The organism is Microbacterium croceum, from assembly GCF_023091245.1.
Lineage (GTDB): Bacteria > Actinomycetota > Actinomycetes > Actinomycetales > Microbacteriaceae > Microbacterium > Microbacterium croceum.
On record NZ_JAHWXN010000001.1, the window covers coordinates 2,585,989 to 2,603,775 of the forward strand.

Annotated in this window: 17 protein-coding genes; 6 read left to right on the forward strand and 11 right to left on the reverse strand. The window is 67.8% G+C overall.

Features of this window, described 5'->3' with window-relative positions:
• Window positions 1–114: 114 nt before the first annotated feature.
• Genes KZC51_RS12225 through dut form a run of 3 tightly spaced genes read right to left on the reverse strand, consistent with a single transcriptional unit; the run spans window position 115 to window position 1,887 of the window.
• Complete coding sequence (locus tag KZC51_RS12225; RefSeq protein WP_247630227.1) at window positions 115–858, reverse strand: DUF3159 domain-containing protein; 744 nt, start codon at window positions 856–858, stop codon at window positions 115–117.
• Complete coding sequence (locus KZC51_RS12230; RefSeq protein WP_247630228.1) at window positions 855–1,442, reverse strand: DUF3710 domain-containing protein; 588 nt, start codon at window positions 1,440–1,442, stop codon at window positions 855–857. The genes KZC51_RS12225 and KZC51_RS12230 overlap by 4 nt, the downstream gene beginning before the upstream one ends.
• A complete protein-coding gene (gene dut / locus KZC51_RS12235; protein ID WP_188895184.1) occupies window positions 1,435–1,887 on the reverse strand; it encodes a dUTP diphosphatase in 453 nt (150 codons plus the stop codon). Before dut ends, KZC51_RS12230 begins: the two co-directional genes overlap by 8 nt.
• A 12-nt stretch (window positions 1,888–1,899) precedes the next feature.
• Between dut and KZC51_RS12240 the strand changes: the two genes are divergently transcribed.
• A complete protein-coding gene (locus KZC51_RS12240) occupies window positions 1,900–2,364 on the forward strand; it encodes a DUF3093 domain-containing protein (protein ID WP_247630229.1) in 465 nt (154 codons plus the stop codon).
• 95 nt (window positions 2,365–2,459) lie between these two features.
• On the opposite strand, the gene KZC51_RS12245 is transcribed toward KZC51_RS12240, so the two are convergent.
• Window positions 2,460–2,753 (reverse strand): DUF4193 domain-containing protein, encoded by a 294-nt coding sequence (locus KZC51_RS12245; RefSeq protein WP_141871913.1) that lies wholly within the window; start codon window positions 2,751–2,753, stop codon window positions 2,460–2,462.
• A 198-nt stretch (window positions 2,754–2,951) separates the two neighbouring features.
• Here KZC51_RS12245 and sepH point away from each other — a divergent pair, with 198 nt between their 5' ends.
• Window positions 2,952–4,001, forward strand: a complete 1,050-nt coding sequence (sepH, locus tag KZC51_RS12250; protein ID WP_247630230.1) for a septation protein SepH — start codon at window positions 2,952–2,954, stop codon at window positions 3,999–4,001.
• 24 nt (window positions 4,002–4,025) lie between these two features.
• Here the strand turns inward: sepH and KZC51_RS12255 are convergent, their stop codons facing one another.
• Window positions 4,026–5,147 (reverse strand): alkaline phosphatase family protein, encoded by a 1,122-nt coding sequence (locus KZC51_RS12255; RefSeq protein WP_247630231.1) that lies wholly within the window; start codon window positions 5,145–5,147, stop codon window positions 4,026–4,028.
• A 44-nt stretch (window positions 5,148–5,191) separates the two neighbouring features.
• Here KZC51_RS12255 and KZC51_RS12260 point away from each other — a divergent pair, with 44 nt between their 5' ends.
• Entirely contained in the window at window positions 5,192–7,633 is a 2,442-nt protein-coding gene (locus KZC51_RS12260; protein WP_247630232.1) for a DNA gyrase/topoisomerase IV subunit A, read from the forward strand.
• A gap of 70 nt (window positions 7,634–7,703) precedes the next feature.
• On the opposite strand, the gene KZC51_RS12265 is transcribed toward KZC51_RS12260, so the two are convergent.
• The gene (locus KZC51_RS12265) at window positions 7,704–9,782 is read right to left on the reverse strand and encodes a DNA gyrase/topoisomerase IV subunit B (protein WP_372491778.1); all 2,079 of its coding nucleotides are present in this window, start codon (window positions 9,780–9,782) and stop codon (window positions 7,704–7,706) included.
• 181 nt (window positions 9,783–9,963) lie between these two features.
• Between KZC51_RS12265 and KZC51_RS12270 the strand changes: the two genes are divergently transcribed.
• Window positions 9,964–10,182 (forward strand): DUF7455 domain-containing protein, encoded by a 219-nt coding sequence (locus tag KZC51_RS12270; RefSeq protein WP_247630233.1) that lies wholly within the window; start codon window positions 9,964–9,966, stop codon window positions 10,180–10,182.
• Window positions 10,183–10,256: 74 nt separating this feature from the next.
• Here the strand turns inward: KZC51_RS12270 and KZC51_RS12275 are convergent, their stop codons facing one another.
• Together KZC51_RS12275 and KZC51_RS17875 are read right to left on the reverse strand one after the other, a co-directional pair.
• Window positions 10,257–11,297 carry an alanine racemase gene (locus KZC51_RS12275; RefSeq protein WP_247630234.1) on the reverse strand — a complete coding sequence of 347 codons (1,041 nt, stop codon included), beginning with the start codon at window positions 11,295–11,297 and terminating at the stop codon, window positions 10,257–10,259.
• A complete protein-coding gene (locus KZC51_RS17875; RefSeq protein WP_247630235.1) occupies window positions 11,294–11,998 on the reverse strand; it encodes an alanine racemase in 705 nt (234 codons plus the stop codon). The genes KZC51_RS12275 and KZC51_RS17875 overlap by 4 nt, the downstream gene beginning before the upstream one ends.
• Before the next feature lie 82 nt (window positions 11,999–12,080).
• Between KZC51_RS17875 and KZC51_RS12285 the strand changes: the two genes are divergently transcribed.
• Window positions 12,081–13,097: a sugar-transfer associated ATP-grasp domain-containing protein gene (locus KZC51_RS12285; RefSeq protein WP_247630236.1), complete on the forward strand. Its 1,017-nt coding sequence runs from the start codon at window positions 12,081–12,083 to the stop codon at window positions 13,095–13,097.
• Window positions 13,098–13,158: 61 nt separating this feature from the next.
• Here the strand turns inward: KZC51_RS12285 and KZC51_RS12290 are convergent, their stop codons facing one another.
• The 3 genes from KZC51_RS12290 to KZC51_RS12300 form a co-directional block, all read right to left on the reverse strand.
• The gene (locus tag KZC51_RS12290; RefSeq protein ID WP_247630237.1) at window positions 13,159–13,854 is read right to left on the reverse strand and encodes a coenzyme F420-0:L-glutamate ligase; all 696 of its coding nucleotides are present in this window, start codon (window positions 13,852–13,854) and stop codon (window positions 13,159–13,161) included.
• The gene (locus KZC51_RS12295) at window positions 13,851–15,131 is read right to left on the reverse strand and encodes an RNA polymerase sigma factor (protein WP_281732091.1); all 1,281 of its coding nucleotides are present in this window, start codon (window positions 15,129–15,131) and stop codon (window positions 13,851–13,853) included. The genes KZC51_RS12290 and KZC51_RS12295 overlap by 4 nt, the downstream gene beginning before the upstream one ends.
• A gap of 127 nt (window positions 15,132–15,258) precedes the next feature.
• Window positions 15,259–16,200, reverse strand: coding sequence for a PAC2 family protein (locus KZC51_RS12300; protein WP_247630239.1), 942 nt, complete (start codon window positions 16,198–16,200; stop codon window positions 15,259–15,261).
• 113 nt (window positions 16,201–16,313) lie between these two features.
• Between KZC51_RS12300 and KZC51_RS12305 the strand changes: the two genes are divergently transcribed.
• Window positions 16,314–17,786, forward strand: a complete 1,473-nt coding sequence (locus tag KZC51_RS12305) for a leucyl aminopeptidase (protein ID WP_247630240.1) — start codon at window positions 16,314–16,316, stop codon at window positions 17,784–17,786.
• Window position 17,787: the final 1 nt, after the last annotated feature.

Sequence of the window (17,787 nt, forward strand, 5' to 3'; positions counted from 1 at the left end):
TTCCATCTTGCTCGCCGCGGAGGTCCTGCGGCTAGCAAGGCGGACCTAACCAGTCTGCGCCTTTCCAGCCCGCGGCAGAAGCCTGCGATTTATCTTGATATCAAGATAAATCTATCACGCCGCAGGAGCGTCCTCGTGCGCAGGCGCGCGGGGATACAGCGCGCGCACGACCAACCAGGTCACCGCGATCAGCGGAGCGAACAGCGGCAGCCCCATGATCAGCTTCAGGGTGCCGAGCAGCGACGTCGCCTGCTCGGTGCCAGCGAGGTACAGCGGCAACTGAACCGCGAGTCGTGCGTAGAAGAGGATCGCCCAGGCGATGCCGAGCCACAGGAACGCACGACGCTTCCGCCGGTCGGCTCGCCATGCTGTGCCCTCTCCCATCAGGAATCCGACCGCGAGACCGATCAGGGACCAGCCGATCAGTGCCGACACGAGCATCGCCGTGCCATATGCAGCGTTCGTGATCAGCCCGGGAACGAAGTTGTCCTGCGCGCGACCGGTGAACAGCGCCAGAGCGGCCGCGGCGGCCGCAGCCGCCAGACCGCCGAGAGCTGCGGACGGCGGAGACTTCTGCACCAGGCGGATGACCGTGAACACTGCGGCGAGCCCGACGGATACGCCGAGCGCGAGGATGAGCGGTTCCGGCTGCAGCGTGAAGAGCACGACGAACGCGAGGCTCGGCAGCACCGACTCGAGGATCCCGCGCCACCCGCCGATCGCCGACCAGACGACCTTGTGCGTGCTGCCGTGGTCGGCAGGGTCGAGCCCGGCACGACGTGCCGCGCCGCCGAGCGCCGCGCCGAAGACCTCGGACGCGCTCTGCTCTCGTTCGGCGCCGGGCTCGGGGGCGCTCACGCGGATCCCGGCGTGGCCGGCATCTTCAGAGGAATAAGGTCCCGCGGGGGCATGGGTGAACCGCCACGTACCACGACGATCGAACGGAACAGCTCTTCGACCTTCTCCGCCGCGTCGGGGTCGGATGCCGCAGCACCGCCGATCACGCCACGCAGGAACCAGCGAGGACCGTCGATGCCGATGAAACGCGCCAGACGCAGCCCTGATCCTTCGCTCGCCGTGGCGGGCACCTCGGCGAGCAGCTCCTTGCCGAGCGTGCCTTCGCGCTCTTCGACACGTCCGCCCTGTGCGCGCACCTGGTCACGCAGCTGCACACGCGTCTCGTCCCACAGTCCGCCGGACCGAGGAGCAGCGAAGGGCTGTACCTGGAGCGAGGAGTCCGCGTAGTCGAGGCCGACGGCGACGATGCGCTTGGACTGCTCCTCGACCTCGAGGCGCAGGTTGAGTCCCTCACGCGGAAGGATCTTGATGCCACCGAGATCGATGTACGGACGAACCGGGTTCGCCTCGGAATCGTCGAAGGGTCCGTCGGTCGCACGGTTCAGCGGTGCGGACTTCGGGGGGTTGGGGGTGTTGTCAGTCATTGTTCTTCCCTGCCTGATAGCCGGTGGATCCGAATCCACCTTCGCCGCGCACGCTGTCCGGCAGCTCTTCGACCGGGATGAACGTGGCTCGTGTCACGGGCATGACGATCAGCTGCGCGATGCGGTCGCCGACGGCCACATCGTACGCGCTATGGATGTCGGTGTTGATCAGACTCACCTTGATCTCACCGCGGTAACCGGCGTCGACGGTTCCCGGGGAGTTGACGATCGAGATACCGTGCTTGGCGGCGAGACCGCTGCGCGGGACCACGAAGGCGGCGTATCCCTCTGGCAGAGCGATACGCACGCCGGTCGCCACCAGCGCCCGCTCGCCCGGTGCGAGATGCACGGCCTCCGCCGCCACCAGGTCGGCACCGGCATCGCCCGGGTGGGCGTATCCGGGGACCACAGAGGCGATAATGGGGACATCAACGGAATCGGTCACCCCATGAGGCTAATGCAGAACCCCACGACAGACGCACGTACGCAGTACCGCGAGCGACTCGCCCCGAGCCTGCGGCTCCTGGTGACGGTCGCCCTGGCCGGACCGATGGTGTCGCTGATCTTCGTCCCCGTCGGATCCACGGTCGCGCTGGTGGTCGGCGCCGCGGTCTCTGCGGTGCTGGTCACCCTCTTCGTGGTCGCGACCCCGATCGTATCCGTCGAGGGAACGGTGCTGCGAGCAGGGAGAGCGCACATCGACACGACGCACCTCGGCGAGCCCATCGTGCTGACCGCGGAGGAAGCACGGGAGGCCCGCGGCCCCGGGCTTCCTGCACGAGGCTGGCACCTCATCCGCGGCGGCATCGACGGCGTCGTGGTCGTGCCGAACATCGATCCGGCCGACCCCGTCGTGTCCTGGACGATCTCTTCGCGGACGCCCGACCGCCTCGCCGCCGCGATCCGCGCGTCGCGGTCCTGACCGCCCGGCCACGGTCACCGCGCGATCGAAGCCGGAAATGACGACGCGCCCCTGACCGGATGGTCGGGGGCGCGTTGCGGTTCGCTTGCGCGTGCTCAGGCAGCGCACTCCTTGCAGATGGGGCCGGAGGCGTCCTCGTGATCGAGCTGCGAGCGGTGCTTCACGAGGAAGCAGCTCATGCAGGTGAACTCGTCCTGCTGCGCAGGCAGCACGACGACATCGAGCTCGAGGTCGGACAGATCGGCGCCTGGGAGGTCGAAGCTCGACGGGTTGTCGGAATCCTCGTCCCCGCTGGAGCCGGAGAGCTTGTCCGGCACACGCTCCTTGAGCGCTTCGATCGACTCGGAGTCGTCTTCACTCTTTCGGGGAGCGTCGTAATCGGTTGCCATGCGGTAGATCTCCACTTTCATGGTACGAGTGGGTGGTTCGCCGTCGGGTATTCGGCGGCCATAGTTTGCACGACCTCAGAGCAATAAGCAAATGCCGGAGCGTGCGACAGAGCAAACTCGCGGCACGCCCAGAGTATTCCCGGCCGCGAGGGCACTCGCGTGACACCATGAACGCACACCCATCAGAGGGGCATTCGCATGGAAAACGTCACCATCGTCGGCACAGAATCAGGAGTCCTCGTACTCGCGACCGAGTCGGGCGAGCGGTTCGCGCTGCCCATCGACGATGTCCTGCAACGGGAGATCCGCCGCGCCACCCGCCTGGCCGAGCCGACCGCACAGCGTCTGGCCGCCAGTCCGCGCGACATCCAGGCGCAGATCCGCGCAGGACTCACCGCTGTCGAGGTGTCCGAACTGCTCGGGATCAGTGTCGACGACGTCGCCCGGTTCGAGGGTCCGGTGCTCGCGGAGCGCGAGCACATCATCGGACAGGCTCTGGCCGTTCCCGTGCTCATCGGCAGCGAGGTCGAGCCCGACGCCCAGCCGACCTTCGGAGCCGCCGTACGCGCCAAGCTCGCCGACGTCGAGGCATCGGACGAGCGGTGGGCGAGCTGGAAGGACGAGACCGGCTGGATCGTCAAGCTCGAGTTCACCGCGAGCGACGTCGAGCATGATGCGCGGTGGAGCTTCGATCCGCGGCGCAGCGCTCTGTCTCCGCTCAATGCCGACGCCACCCAGCTCTCCCGCCAGGGTTCCCTCCCGGAAGGACTCATCCCCCGCCTGCGCGCGGTCGACGCGGAGCGCGCCGGCTCGCCGTACAAGGATGAGAGTCGATTCGACTCCGGTGCCTTCGGTCCGCGCCTGCTGCCGACGCCCGAGGCCGATATCGAGGAGCCTTCCCTCCCCGAGCGCTCGAACGCCGCCGCGCAGGAAGCGGCGACCAAGCGCGCACCCGAATCGTCTACGACGAACCCGGAGACGGCCGATCTGCTCGAGGCGCTCCGTCGCCGCCGTGGCCAGCGCGAGACCGCTCCGCTGATCGAGGATGCCGAGGATTCACGCTCGGAGCCAAATCCGATCGCGCTCTTCGACGCCGCCTTCGAACCGGAGGCGGACGAGCCCGAGCCCGCCACCGAGCCGCCCACGACGACGTCCAGCGACTCGTCCGACAGCGGTGCACGTCGTCGTCGCCGCAACGCCATGCCCTCGTGGGACGAGATCGTCTTCGGAGCACGTACCGACGAGTGACATGGGTACCGCCTTCTCCTGCGGTCAGCGGGAGAAGGCACCAAGCCTCAATAGCGGAACTGTTCGTTCTTCGGGAGTGAGCCCACCGTGCTGGCCGATCATGCCGCGCCCGCGCTGGTCAGCCGCCGTTCCGTCGTATACCGCCCAGGTCCCGCGGGCGACCACCAGCAGGTCGCCCACTCTGGTTCGCGCGTCATCCGTGACACGCGGACCGAAGAGTCCGGCCGCGATGGCCTCTTCGCGCGTGACCACATCGGCGACGCCCTCCAGATCGGCGCGCCAACGATCGAGCACGGACTCCGCGACGGCGTCCGCTTCGAGATGCACGTGGAGCATGCGCGGCTCTCCCCCGACGTGGCGCACCCCGGACAGATGCGAGGCGTCGAGCACGGCTTGCCGCCGTGCTGGCACGTCGACCATGCCGTGGTCAGACGTGACGAGCACCCCGACACCCGGGGGTACCCGCGCGGACAGCGCCGCGTCGATGTCCTCCATCGCCGCCACCCACTCCGCGGAGGCGACTCCGTGCCTGTGCCCGGCCTTGTCGACCTCGGGCAGATAGCAGTAGACGAGAGCCCCGGGATTCTGCTCCGCGAGGCCGTAGGCCGCCTCCACGCGCTCGGAGGCGCTGCTCGCCGCTACGAACTGCGCACCGCGCAGCGTGGCGCGGGTGAATCCGCTGTGCTCGTAGGCGGCGACGCCGACGGCGAATGCGGGCCGTGCCGCAGCGACGGCGCGCTCGAAGATGGTCGGCGCGGGCTGCCAGGTGAGAGGATCGAGCCCTTCCGATTCCCAGCCGGTGAGCTGGTTGACGAGCACATCGCGCCGGGCGTCGAGCACGCGATAGCCGACGAGGCCATGCTCACCGGGCCACACGCCGGTCAGGATGCTCGTGAGAGCCGCTGCCGTGGTCGACGGGAAGACCGAATGCGCGGTGTCGCGCTTGGTCATGTTCGCCGTCAGCGCCCTGGCGTGGCCGGCGTGGCCGCGGAGGCTGATGGCGCCGAGCCCATCGATCACGACGAGCACGACGGACTGCGCCGGAGGCAGGACACCGGACTCGGCGCGCAAGGACGCGAAGAGGTCGCCCGCCACCCCGACGATGCTCCGGGCTGATGGCGACTCGGACGGTAGCATGAGGGACATCCGAGCCAGTCTGACACAGGCTCCCGCACGCCCTCAGGAAGTCCATGCCGAAAACTCCGCCGCCCGAGCCCGTCGAGGAGCGCATCCAGGACATCGATCTGTCCACCGAGATGCAGGGCTCGTTCCTCGAGTACGCGTATTCGGTCATCTACTCGCGCGCGCTGCCCGACGCGCGCGACGGCCTCAAGCCCGTGCAGCGACGCATCCTCTACCAGATGGCGGAGATGGGCCTGCGCCCCGATCGCGGTCATGTCAAGAGTGCCCGCGTCGTGGGCGAGGTGATGGGAAAGCTCCACCCACACGGCGACACGGCCATCTACGACGCGCTCGTGCGTCTGGCCCAGGAATGGGCGCTGCGCGTGCCCCTCGTCGACGGGCACGGCAACTTCGGCTCGCTCGACGACGGTCCCGCTGCCGCGCGCTACACCGAGGCCCGCCTTGCGGCCGCCGCGCTGGCGCTGACGGAGAACCTCGACGAAGACGTCGTCGACTTCATCCCGAACTACGACGGACAGTTCCAGCAGCCCGCCGTGCTCCCCGCCGCGTTCCCCAACCTGCTCGTCAACGGTGCGAGCGGCATCGCCGTCGGGATGGCCACGAACATGGCTCCGCACAACCTCATCGAGGTCGTCGCCGCTGCCACCCACCTGCTTGAGAACCCCGACGCGACCACGGAAGAGCTCATGGAGTTCGTGCCGGGCCCGGACTTCCCGGCCGGCGGCGTGATCATGGGCCTCGACGGGGTCAAGGACGCCTACGCCAACGGCCGCGGCGCTCTCAAGGTGCGCGGCAAGGTCTCGATCGAGCCGCTGGGACCGCGCCGCACCGGCATCGTGGTCTCCGAGCTGCCCTACATGGTCGGCCCCGAGCGCCTGATCGAGAAGATCCGCGACGCCGTGCAGTCCAAGAAGCTGCAAGGCATCAGTGATGTCACCGATCTCACCGACCGCAATCACGGGCTGCGGGTCGCGATCGGCATCAAGACCGGCTTCGACCCCAATGCCGTGCTGGAACAGCTGTACCGGCTGACGCCGCTGGAGGACTCCTTCAGCATCAACAACGTGGCTCTCGTCGATGGCCAGCCCCGCACGCTGGGCCTCAAGGAGCTGCTGAGCGTCTACGTGGCGCACCGCCTCGAGGTCATCACCCGACGCAGCCGCTACCGTCTCGCGCGACGTGAGGAGCGACTGCACCTCGTCGAGGGACTGCTCATCGCGATCCTCGACATCGACGAGGTCATCCAGGTCATCCGCTCCTCGGACGACTCGGAACAGGCGCGCTCGCGCTTGCGCTCTGTCTTCGACCTCAGCGAGCTGCAGGCGGAGTACATCCTCGAGCTGCGCCTGCGCCGGCTCACGAAGTTCTCCCGCATCGAACTCGAGGCGGAGCGCGATGCGCTCCAGGCCGAGATCGCCGCGCTCCGTGAACTGCTCGCCAGCCCGGCGCTGCTCCGCGCCGCGGTCGCCGCCGAGCTCGACGCGGCCGCAGATGCCTACGGCACCCCGCGCCGCACGCTGCTGATGAACGCCGCGCCGCCCAAGCCGCGCGCGACCAAGGGCGCCGTCGATCTCCAGATCGCCGACGCCCCGACCGTGCTCGTGCTCTCCACCACGGGCCGCGCCGTGCGTGTCGATCTGAGCGAGGGTCAGGAGCTCACTGTTCCCGCGCGTCGCAGCAAGCACGACGCGATCCTGACGACCCTCGCAACCACGGTCCGTGCTGAGCTGGGCGCCCTCACCAGTGCAGGGCGCGTCGTGCGGTTCTCCCCGGTCGACCTGCCCTCGGTGCCGTCCACGTCGGTGCAACTCGCCGCCGGTACACCCCTCAAGGACTACCTGGGCATCACGGCACGCGGCGAGCGGATCCTGGGCGTCGTGCAGTTCGACAGCGACACTCCGATCGCTCTTGGCACCGCCCAGGGAACCGTGAAGAGGATCATCCCCTCCGCCCTCCCCGTGCGCCCCGAGATCGAGGTCATCGCGATGAAGTCCGGCGACGCGGTCGTCGGAGCAGCAGAGGCTCCGGACGATGCCGAGCTCGTGTTCGTCACGACCGATGCACAGCTCCTCCACTTTTCCGCATCGATGGTCCGCCCGCAGGGTGCTCCCGCCGGCGGCATGGCGGGCATCAAGCTCGGCACGGGCGCCGCGGTGCTGTTCTTCGGAGTCGTGGAGGCAGACGCGGAAGCAGTCGTCGCCACTGTCTCCGGCACCGAGGGGATCCTCCCCGGCACCGAGCCCGGTCGCGCCAAGGTCACCGCCTTCGCGGAGTATCCCGCCAAGGGACGCGCGACCGGTGGAGTGCGCGCCCACGCCTTCCTGAAGGGCGAGGATCGTCTCACGGTCGCGTGGGTGGGACCGAACCCCGCGCAGGCCGTCGACCCCACGGGTGCCGTCCGCAAGCTGCCGGAGCCCGGCGCGCGCCGTGATGCGTCCGGTCAGCCGATCGACGGGGTGATCGGCAGCATCGGCCGCACCCTCGCCTGACCTCGCGAAGAAGGCGGGCCTCCCTCGGATTCGCCGAGGGAAGCCCGCCTTCTTCGCTGAGGGGAGGCGGTCAGGCGTCGATGGACTCGCGCGACAGTCGGTCGGACGAGTCGATGATGAACTCCCGACGCGGGGCGACCTCGTTGCCCATCAGGAGCTCGAACACGCGGCCGGCGGCCTCGGCGTCTTCCATCCGTACGCGGCGCAGCAGACGACCCGAGCGGTCCATCGTGGTGGTCGCGAGCTGCTCGGCATCCATCTCGCCCAGACCCTTGTACCGCTGGATCGGCTCGTGCCAACGCTTTCCGGCTTTGCGGAGCTTGGTCAGCAGCGCGTGCATCTCCTGCTCGCTGTACGTGTAGATCGTCTCGTTCGGCTTCGAGCCCGGGTTCATCACGATCACCCGATGCAGCGGAGGAACGGCGGCGAACACCCGGCCGTGCTCGATAAGCGGACGCATGTAGCGGAAGAACAGCGTGAGGAGCAGAGTCCGGATGTGGGCGCCGTCGACGTCGGCATCGCTCATCAGGATCACCTTGCCGTAGCGAGCCGCATCGATGTCGAACGAGCGGCCGGACCCGGCGCCGATCACCTGGATGATCGAGGCGCATTCGGCGTTCGAGAGCATGTCGCCGATCGACGCCTTCTGCACGTTGAGGATCTTGCCGCGGATGGGCAGCAGCGCCTGGAACTCGCTGTTGCGCGCGTTCTTGGCGGTGCCGAGCGCGGAGTCGCCCTCGACGATGAACAGCTCGCTGCGCTCCACCTCGTTCGTGCGACAGTCGACGAGCTTCGTGGGAAGGGTGGAGGACTCGAGCGCGTTCTTGCGGCGCTGAGTCTCCTTGTGTGCGCGCGCTGAGACGCGCGCCTTCATCTCCGCGACGATCTTGTCCAGCAGTTGGGTGGTCTGGCTCTTGTCATCGCGTTTGGTCGAGCTGAAGCGGAGTCCGAGATCCTTGCGGATGACCTGGGCAACGATCTGGCGCACGGCGGGCGTGCCGAGCACTTCCTTCGTCTGCCCCTCGAACTGCGGTTCGGGGACGTTCACGGTGAGCACGGCGGTGAGGCCGGCCAGGACGTCGTCCTTCTCGAGCTTGTCGTTCCCGACTTTGAGACGACGGGCGTTCTGCTCGACCTGCGCCCGCAGCACCTTGAGCATCTCCTGCTCGAAACCCTGCTGATGCGTTCCTCCCTTGGGAGTCGCGATGATGTTGACGAACGAGCGGATGGTCGTCTCGTAGCCGGTCCCCCACCGCAGGGCGATATCGACCTGGCAGACGCGCTCGACCTCGGTCGCGATCATGTGGCCGTCAGCCTGCAGGACGGGGACGGTCTCCTTGAAGGTGCCCTCTCCTTGGATGCGCCAGTTGTCGGTCACGGGCGGGTCGTTCGCGAGGTAGTCGACGAACTCGGAGATCCCGCCTTCGTAGCGATACGAGGTTTCGATCGGCTCCTCGGCCCGGTTGTCACGGATCACGATCTCGAGTCCCGGAACGAGGAAGGCGGTCTGACGTGCGCGGTTCTCCAGCTCGCCGAGTTGGAAGGCGGCGTCCTTCGTGAAGATCTGTCGGTCGGCCCAGTAGCGCACGCGCGTTCCGGTCACGCCCCATGGCGCCTTGCCGGCGATCCGGAGCTCGCTGCCGTCCTCGAAGGGGGCGAAGGGCGCATCCGGGCGCTTCTCCCCCGAGTCGGCGAAGCGGCCAGGCTCACCGCGGTGGAACGACATCGCGTAGGTCTTGCCTCCACGATCGACCTCGACATCGAGGCGCTCGGAGAGGGCGTTCACGACGGAGGCCCCCACACCGTGCAGTCCGCCGGATGCGGCGTAGGACCCGCCGCCGAATTTCCCACCGGCGTGCAGCTTGGTGAAGACCACCTCGACGCCGGTCAACCCGGTACGCGGCTCGACGTCGACGGGGATGCCGCGACCGCGGTCGTGCACCTCCACGCTGCCGTCGGAGTGCAGGATGATGTCGATCTTCTTGCCGTTGCCGGCGACCGCCTCGTCGACGGCGTTATCGATGATCTCCCAGAGGCAATGCATGAGCCCGGGCGATCCGTTCGACCCGATGTACATACCGGGCCGCTTGCGGACGGCTTCGAGTCCTTCGAGCACCTGGAGATGATGGGCGGAATACTCGGCGGTCACAATCTCCGAGTCTATTCTCGTGGAGCCTCCACACCCCGCCGACACTCCCCGGCAGCCGCCTATCCGGGGCCTTCTCGTACGCGCTGAGCGAAACACACCGTGATCCGGGCATGTGCCCAGCATCCCCGTGGTTGTATTGAGCACGCTCCACAGCGAACCCGACACCCGAGGAGGCACCGAGATGAACGCAACAACCGAACGTGAGACCTCTACCGTCGAGTTCCGCTTGACCGCAGCAGACCGTTGCGACTCCTGCGGCGCTCAGGCGTACATCGCAGCCGAGGTCAACGGTTCCGAGCTCCTCTTCTGTGCCCACCACGGCCGCAAGTACGAAGAGAAGCTCCGCACCATCGCGACCAGCTGGCACGACGAGACCGCTCGACTGGCCGACGCGGTCTGAAGCCCGATCCGCTCAGCGGATCCCTCCGACGTCATCCGCCTCACGGATGACCGACGACGGGTCGCCGCCCGACATCAGTCGACGACGACCCGTCGCACACGGACGCTGAGGCGAGTGAGAATCTCCTCGCCGACCGTGTCGATACGCTCCGCGAGAGTCGTCGCACTGACCTCACCGTGATCGCCCGCACCGAACAGGTGCACCTCATCGCCGATGGCCATTCCGGGCCAGCCCTGCACGACCGACGTCGTGTGATCGATCCGACGAAGCTCACGCGCCCCTTCCGGCGTCCCCACCGGCGCTCCTGCGATCGTCGAGGGCAGGCCGTCGAAGCTGCCGATGCCGATGACCGCATCTCCCTCGGAGACCGCGCTCACGGATGCGACGAGCGCGGCGATCGGACGGATGCCGTCGAGCTCCGGGCCGTCCGCGGAACGCACGCCGTAGCAGAAGGCGCCGATCCGCGACAGAGTGCCCCGCAACTCCGGGCGCCACCACGAGGCCGCGGATGCGGTCAGGTGCTGCACCGCGGGAATCGGCCCGCTCTCGCCCACCACGCGCACAGCGTCCAGGAACGCGGCCTGGGCCTCGTCATCCTCGGCGTCGCTGGCCTCGGCGATGTGACTCCAGACTCCGACGAGCTCCAGCAGTCCTGCTCTCTCGGCCGCACGAGCATCGGCGACCACGCCGTCCCAGTCCTCGCGCAACACGCCGTTGCGATGCAGCCCCGTATCGATCTTGAGGTGCACCCGCGCCACGACTCCGAGCGCCGCGGCACGCGCGATGATCCGACGCAGGTACTCCGCGGTGCCGACGCCCAGATCGATGCTCTGCACGAGGGCATCGTCGATCTCGGCGTCCGTCGACGTGGCCCAGGCGAACACCCGCGCCACCCCGCCCGCGACGCGGCGCACATCGAGCGCGCTGCGCACGTCGTAGCTGCCGAACCACTCGACGCCGGCGGCGTCCGCCGTCTCGACGACCCACGGCAGCCCGTGCCCGTAGGCGTCGTCCTTGACGACCAGCATGAGCGTCGAGGGTGCGATCCGCTCCCGCACGGCGGCGAGATTCCGGCGGAGCAGGGGCGCGCTGATGCGCAGCTCAGGACGACTCATGCTTCCCACTCCCTGATCGCGTGTGCGCCGGCGACCGTGAGGAGCTCCGCGGCGGACAGTCCGGTCACCTCTGCCCAGTGCGACAGGCTGTGTGCGGCAGGGCCCTCCCCGCCGAAGAAGGTGACTTCCGTACCGACGGGAGCATCCGCGCCCTGGAGATCGACGACGCACACGTCCATGGCGACTCGACCGATGATGGGGCGCTGCTCGCCGTCGATCTCGACGTGCGCACGATTACCGAGAGCTCGCACGATCCCCTGCGCGTATCCGCCCGTGACGAGCGCGACGTTCGTGTCCACCGGGGCACGGTGGGTGTAGCCGTAGGAAACCGCGTCACCGGCGCGCAGGCGCTTGGTGGAGAGCACTTTCCCCGTCAGCCTCATCACGGGACGGACGGGGGCCGACTCTCCCCGTACGGGCAGACCGTACAGCAGGAAGGGGTCGATGTCGGCGACGGCGTCGGTGGATCCGACGATTCCCTCCAGGGCGAGTGCATCGATCTCACCGGCGGAGTCGACCAGCACCCGGCCGGCTCCGGCCGCTGTCACGGCGTGCGCGACGGCGAGGACACCGTGACCCCACGCATCTCGACGAAGATCGGCGACCGTTCCTCCGCGCTGAACAGCGGAATCCGCTGCCGCCGCGAGTGCGGACCGTGAGATCACCGCGTGCGTTCGGGCGCTGGAAGTCGTGTCGGACACGTCTTCCACCCTAGCTTCCGTGCGCTCAGGTTCCCTGCGAAGCCCCCGTAGACTGGAGGGGATCCCCAACCTTCGGAGCACAATGTCACGTCTTTCCCTCGCGCCCCGCATCCGCTATCTGATCGGACGGGCACGTCGCATCGATGTCGGATCGGTCGTGGAGCGCGCCAAAGAGGCCTCCGAGCAGCACCACAAGGCGGTGCCGGCCATCGTCGTCGACATGCTCTGGTCCGCAGCGCGCCACAACGTCGGCTTCCAGGACTACATCGACTACGACTTCGCGATGCTCACGCGCGCTGAGCGTGAGACCTACATGACCCACCCGGTGTCCAACCAGCTCTCGCAGCGCTACGATCACCCGGACTTCCGCTGGATCTTCCAGGACAAGGTGGAGTTCGACAAGCAGTTCTCAGCGCACCTGCACCGCGAGTGGATGGTCGTCGAGGAGGGCAACGCCGATGCCGTGCGTGAGTTCGCACAGCGCCTCGGGACGATCGTAACCAAAGAGCCGGTCGGGCAGGCCGGAACGGGGGTACACCGCTACCACGCGGCCGACGTCGAGGACTGGGACGACTTCCACCGCGGACTCCTCGCTCGCGGCGAGCTGCTGATCGAAGAGGTCATCCGGCAGCACGACGCCCTCGCCGCGGTCTGCCCCGGAACCGTCAACACCACGCGCATCACGGCTTTCTTCGACGGCGAGAAGGCGCACATCCTGGCGATGGCCCAGAAGTTCGGACGCGGCGCCGTCAGCGACCAGATGACCTTCGGCGGCTTCTACACGATGCTCGATGAGAACGGCCGCGCCGTGGGCGCCGGATACGACTCTCATGGCCACGTGCACGAGAAGCACCCCGACACCGGGTTCCCGATCGCCGACTTCCAGCTCCCCTACATGGACGAGGTCCGCGCGTTCATCGATCAGGTCGCCCGCGTCGTCCCGCAGGTGCAGTATGTGGGATGGGACATCGTCGTATCCCCCGACGGCCCGGTGCTGGTCGAGGGCAACTGGGGCGCGGGCGTGTACGAGAACAAGCCGAGCGTCACCGGCATCCGTACAGGGCACAAGCCGCGCTACCGCGAGGTCATCGGCTTCTGACACCGACGAAGAAGGCCCCGGATGATCCGCATCCGGGGCCTTCTTCTCTGCAGTGGACGCGTCAGATCACGCGGACGATGCCGAGAGGCGTCGACTCGAGGCCCTGACCGAGAGGGTTGTCTCCGAGGATCCTGACCAGGCGACGCTCGCCGTCCTTGTCGAGCGTCGATCCGAGGATGTTTCCGCCGAGGTCGTTGATGTCGACCACCGCCACCTCAGCCTGGCCGCCGATCAGCGACTTGAGCCGTGCGGCGACGCCGTCGGGGTCCTTCGGCCCGAGCACGACAGCCTCGTTGTACGGAGGGATGGTGTGTTTGGTCGGGCCGTCGATCGCCCGCGCCTTGTCACCGGCGATGCGGTAGAAGTCACCACGACGACCGAATGCCTTCGTCACAGCCGCGACAGCGGACGCGAACAGGATGCGCGGTGTACCGCACTCTCGCAGCGCCATCTCCATCGTCTCCGGCATTCCGAGCCCGATGCCGTACGGGGTGCGGGTGACGTACTTCGAGAGGAACAGCGCGAGCTTGCGCGGCTTGATCTCGTCGAGGCGGTAGGACCGCCCCTGCGTGATCGCCACGATCTTCTCGGTCACGAACAACAGGTCGCCCGGCTGCACGGCGTCCTTGGCGTACTCCGTGATGATCGCGTCGAGGTCGTCCTCGGGCATGACCACACGGGTGCGCAGCGGGATGCGCGCGTAGCTCTTGCCGTCGACGCTCGCCTCGAGCGCCTTGCCGTCGTTCGCCTGGCTCATTCGAGGTAGTCCCGCAGGGACTGCGAGCGGCTCGGGTGTCGCAGTTTCGCCATCGTCTTGGACTCGATCTGGCGGATGCGCTCACGCGTGACACCGAACGTGTCGCCGATCTGGTCGAGCGTCTTCGGCTGACCGTCTCCGAGCCCGAAGCGCATGCGGATCACGCCGGCCTCGCGCTCGGAGAGCGAGTCGAGCAGCTGCTCGAGCTGACGCTGCAGCATCGTGAATCCCACCGCGTCGGCGGGGACGACGGCCTCGGTGTCCTCGATGAGGTCACCGAACTCGCTGTCTCCGTCTTCACCGAGCGGGGTGTGCAGCGAGATCGGCTCACGACCGTACTTCTGCACCTCGACGACCTTCTCGGGCGTCATGTCGAGTTCGCGACTGAGCTCTTCCGGCGTGGGTTCGCGACCCAGGTCCTGCAGCATCTGACGCTGGACGCGGGCGAGCTTGTTGATGACCTCGACCATGTGCACCGGGATGCGGATGGTGCGCGCCTGGTCGGCCATCGCGCGGGTGATCGCCTGACGGATCCACCACGTCGCGTAGGTCGAGAACTTGAATCCCTTGGTGTAGTCGAACTTCTCGACCGCACGGATGAGGCCCAGGTTCCCCTCCTGGATGAGGTCGAGGAACTGCATGCCGCGACCCGTGTAGCGCTTCGCGAGCGACACGACGAGACGGAGGTTCGCCCCGAGCAGGTGGCTCTTGGCGCGCTGTCCATCGCGGGCGACCCACTGCAGGTCGAGACCGAGCTGGCCGGCCTTCTCGGCGGCAGTCATCGTCGACAGCTTCTCCTCGGCGAAAAGGCCTGCCTCGATGCGCATCGCGAGCTCGACCTCTTCGGCCGCGTTCAGCAGAGCGACCTTACCGATCTGCTTCAGGTAGTCCTTGACCGGGTCGGCTGTCGCGCCGGTGATCTGTGCGGAGTAGACGGGAACGTCATCCTCGTCGCTCGACGTGATGACGATCGCACCGGTCGGAAGCGGCTCGGTGAACTTCGGCTTGCTGTCTTCGTCTTCTTCGTCGGTCGCCTCGGCGACCGGCGCCTCATCGTCTTCGACGATGTCGTCGGCCTTCTTCTTCTTCGCGGGCGCGCGCTTGGCAGCTGCGCGCTTCGCTGCGCTCAGCGGCGCAGGCTTCTCAGCCGCATCCTTCGTCTCAACGGGTACCTCGGCCGCGGTCTCGTCAGCGGCCTTCTTCGTCGTCCGGGATTTGTTTGTCGTGGCAGGAGTCACGTTTCGCCTTTCACGGGGCTGCGGACCGCCCCGGGACATTTCGGACACTAGTAAGACCCTTGTCAAGTCCGATCCAGAAAAGGAGCGATTGACAACGGGTCAGAGTCCTAGTATCGCACACGTGCGGCGATGCGGGCGCATTCCAGCGAAGTTCCCCGGAATCGAGTCACGCTCTCCCTGGTTTGTCTTCGTCACCGGAAGGCCGGGACGCAAGGTAGCGCTCCAGCTCGGCGGCAAGTTCGTCGGCGCTGGGAAGGTCACGCTCACTGAACCCACCCTCGTCGTACGAGCCATCGTCGGGGTTGCGGCCTGCCATGTACGCGTCGTAGCGGCGCTCCAGGTTGTGCACCATCTGCTGCAGCTCATCGTTGCCGAGCACCTGCTCGTCGACACGCGCGAGGTAGTCGTCGCGACGCTCCTGGACAGCATCGAGCACCAGCACGAGCCCGGTCGAGGCCATCAGACGTTCGGCGGCGGTGATCACGGCGTCGGGGTTCTCGGTCTCCGCGAGATAGTGCGGAACAAGCAGCACGAAACCCACGGCACGTTCGCCGCGCTCGGCGAAGCGGTACTCGAGGAGGTGGCCGGCTGTCGCCGGAACCTGCGTGCGCGGACGCCACACGGAGTGGACCACGGTCAGGTCGCGACGGTTCCCGCTGACGGTGGTGCCGATCGGGCGCGTGTGCGGAACAGGCATCGCGATCGAGTGCACCCAGTTGAGGCCGGAGACCTCGAACTCCTCGGCCAGCTCCAGCACCGTGCTCGCGAACGCGTTCCACGCGAAGTCCGGTTCGTAGCCCGCGAGCAGCAGGAAGGGCTGTCCGAGCGCATCGGTGGCGAGCGACAGTTCGAGCCGCTGCGGGCGGAACTCCGTCAGGTGATCCTGATCGAAGGAGATCACCGGACGACGGGCGCGGTAGTCGAGGAGCACATCGTTGTCGAACACCACGACGGGCTGCGGCGACGTCGTCTCGCGCAGGTGATCGATGAGGCCGGAGACGGCACTGCCCGCGTCGGTGAACCCGGTCAGCAGCACCACCAGGGGCAACCCGCGCGGCACCGCGGGCGCGTTCGCTACTCGTTCATGGATGGGTCCGGAGAAGGGCATATGTCAATGCTACGAGCCGCTCCCCCCACGAGGGTGGGCAGCGTCATGCTGAGAGCGAACACGCGCAGAACCGCTCGCGCCCTGCGCGACGTCGTGATCCCTAGGATGGAAGCATGACGCTTCCCGTGCTCTCGCACACCATCGATCAGTTCCCCGGAAGCGCTGCAGATGCCGCAGTGCTCGTCGTCCCCGACATCTCGGAGTCCGCCTCGGCGCTCGACGGCTATCCGGGTCTCGCCGACATCCTCGCCGGGATCGGCTTCACCGGCTCGGCGTCCACATTCGCTCGCGTGCATGCGCCGGAAGTATCGTCCATCCCCTTCGCTGTCGTCGGCGCGGGATCCTCTCCCACAGCGGTCTCCGTCCGAAACGCCGCCGGAGCAGCCCTGCGGGTCTTCACCGGCTTCGAGACCGTGTCTCTCGCACTCGCGCCGGGCCTCGAGTCATTCGCGGATGCGGCCGCAGAAGGAGCCGTCCTCGGCGGACACCGCTTCGACGGCTATCGCTCGGAAAACGGCAAGAAGCGCGCATCCGCCGTCATCCTGCACGCGCAGCTGGACGACGCGAGCGCAGCGCACGCCCAGGCCATCGGCGACGCGGTCGCACTCATCAAGGACCTCGTGCAGGTCCCGGCCGAGTGGCAGAGCCCCGCGCAGCTGGCACAGAGCGCGGCCGACAGCGTCGCCGATCTGGATGTCACGGTCGAGATCCTGGATGAGATCGCCCTCGCGGAACAGGGCTTCGGTGGAATCCTGGGCGTCGGGCAAGGGTCCGATCGCCCGCCGCGCCTGGTGCGCCTCGACTACTCCCCCGCAGACGCCACGCGCCACATCGCCCTGGTGGGCAAGGGCATCACCTTCGACACCGGTGGACTGTCTCTCAAGCCCGCCGCGTCCATGGTCGGCATGAAGTTCGACATGGCGGGCGCGGCCACCAGCCTCGCCGCGCTGCGCGCCATCGCGACCCTGGGGCTGCCGGTCCGCGTCACGGCATGGCTCTGCATCGCGGACAACATGCCGTCCGGCCGGGCGACGCGACCAGGCGATGTGCTGCGGATGCTCGACGGAACGACTGTCGAGGTGCTCAACACCGATGCGGAAGGCCGCCTCGTGCTCGCCGACGGTCTCGTCGCCGCGAGCCGGGAGCACCCGGACGTGATCATCGACGTCGCCACCCTGACCGGAGCGATCATCCTGGCGCTCGGCCACCGCCACACCGGCGTGATGGGCGATGACGAGACCGTCGCCGAGTTCCTCGCCGCCGCCCACTCAGCCGATGAACTCGCCTGGCACATGCCGCTGCCTGAGTACATGGAAGACAGCCTCGACTCTCCGATCGCCGACCTCATCAACGCCAACATGAGTGATCGCGCGGGAGGCGCCTCCTTCGCCGGGCTCTTCCTCCGACGATTCGTCGGGCGGGTGTCCGACGCGGATGACGCACCGCGCATCCCCTGGGTCCACCTCGACATCGCCGGATCCGGCGAGCACGGCAGCGCACCCTACGGCTTCACCGAGAAAGGCCCCACCGGGGCGATGGTCCGATCGATCGTCGCCTTCGCCCACGCATCCCACACGGAGGCATGAC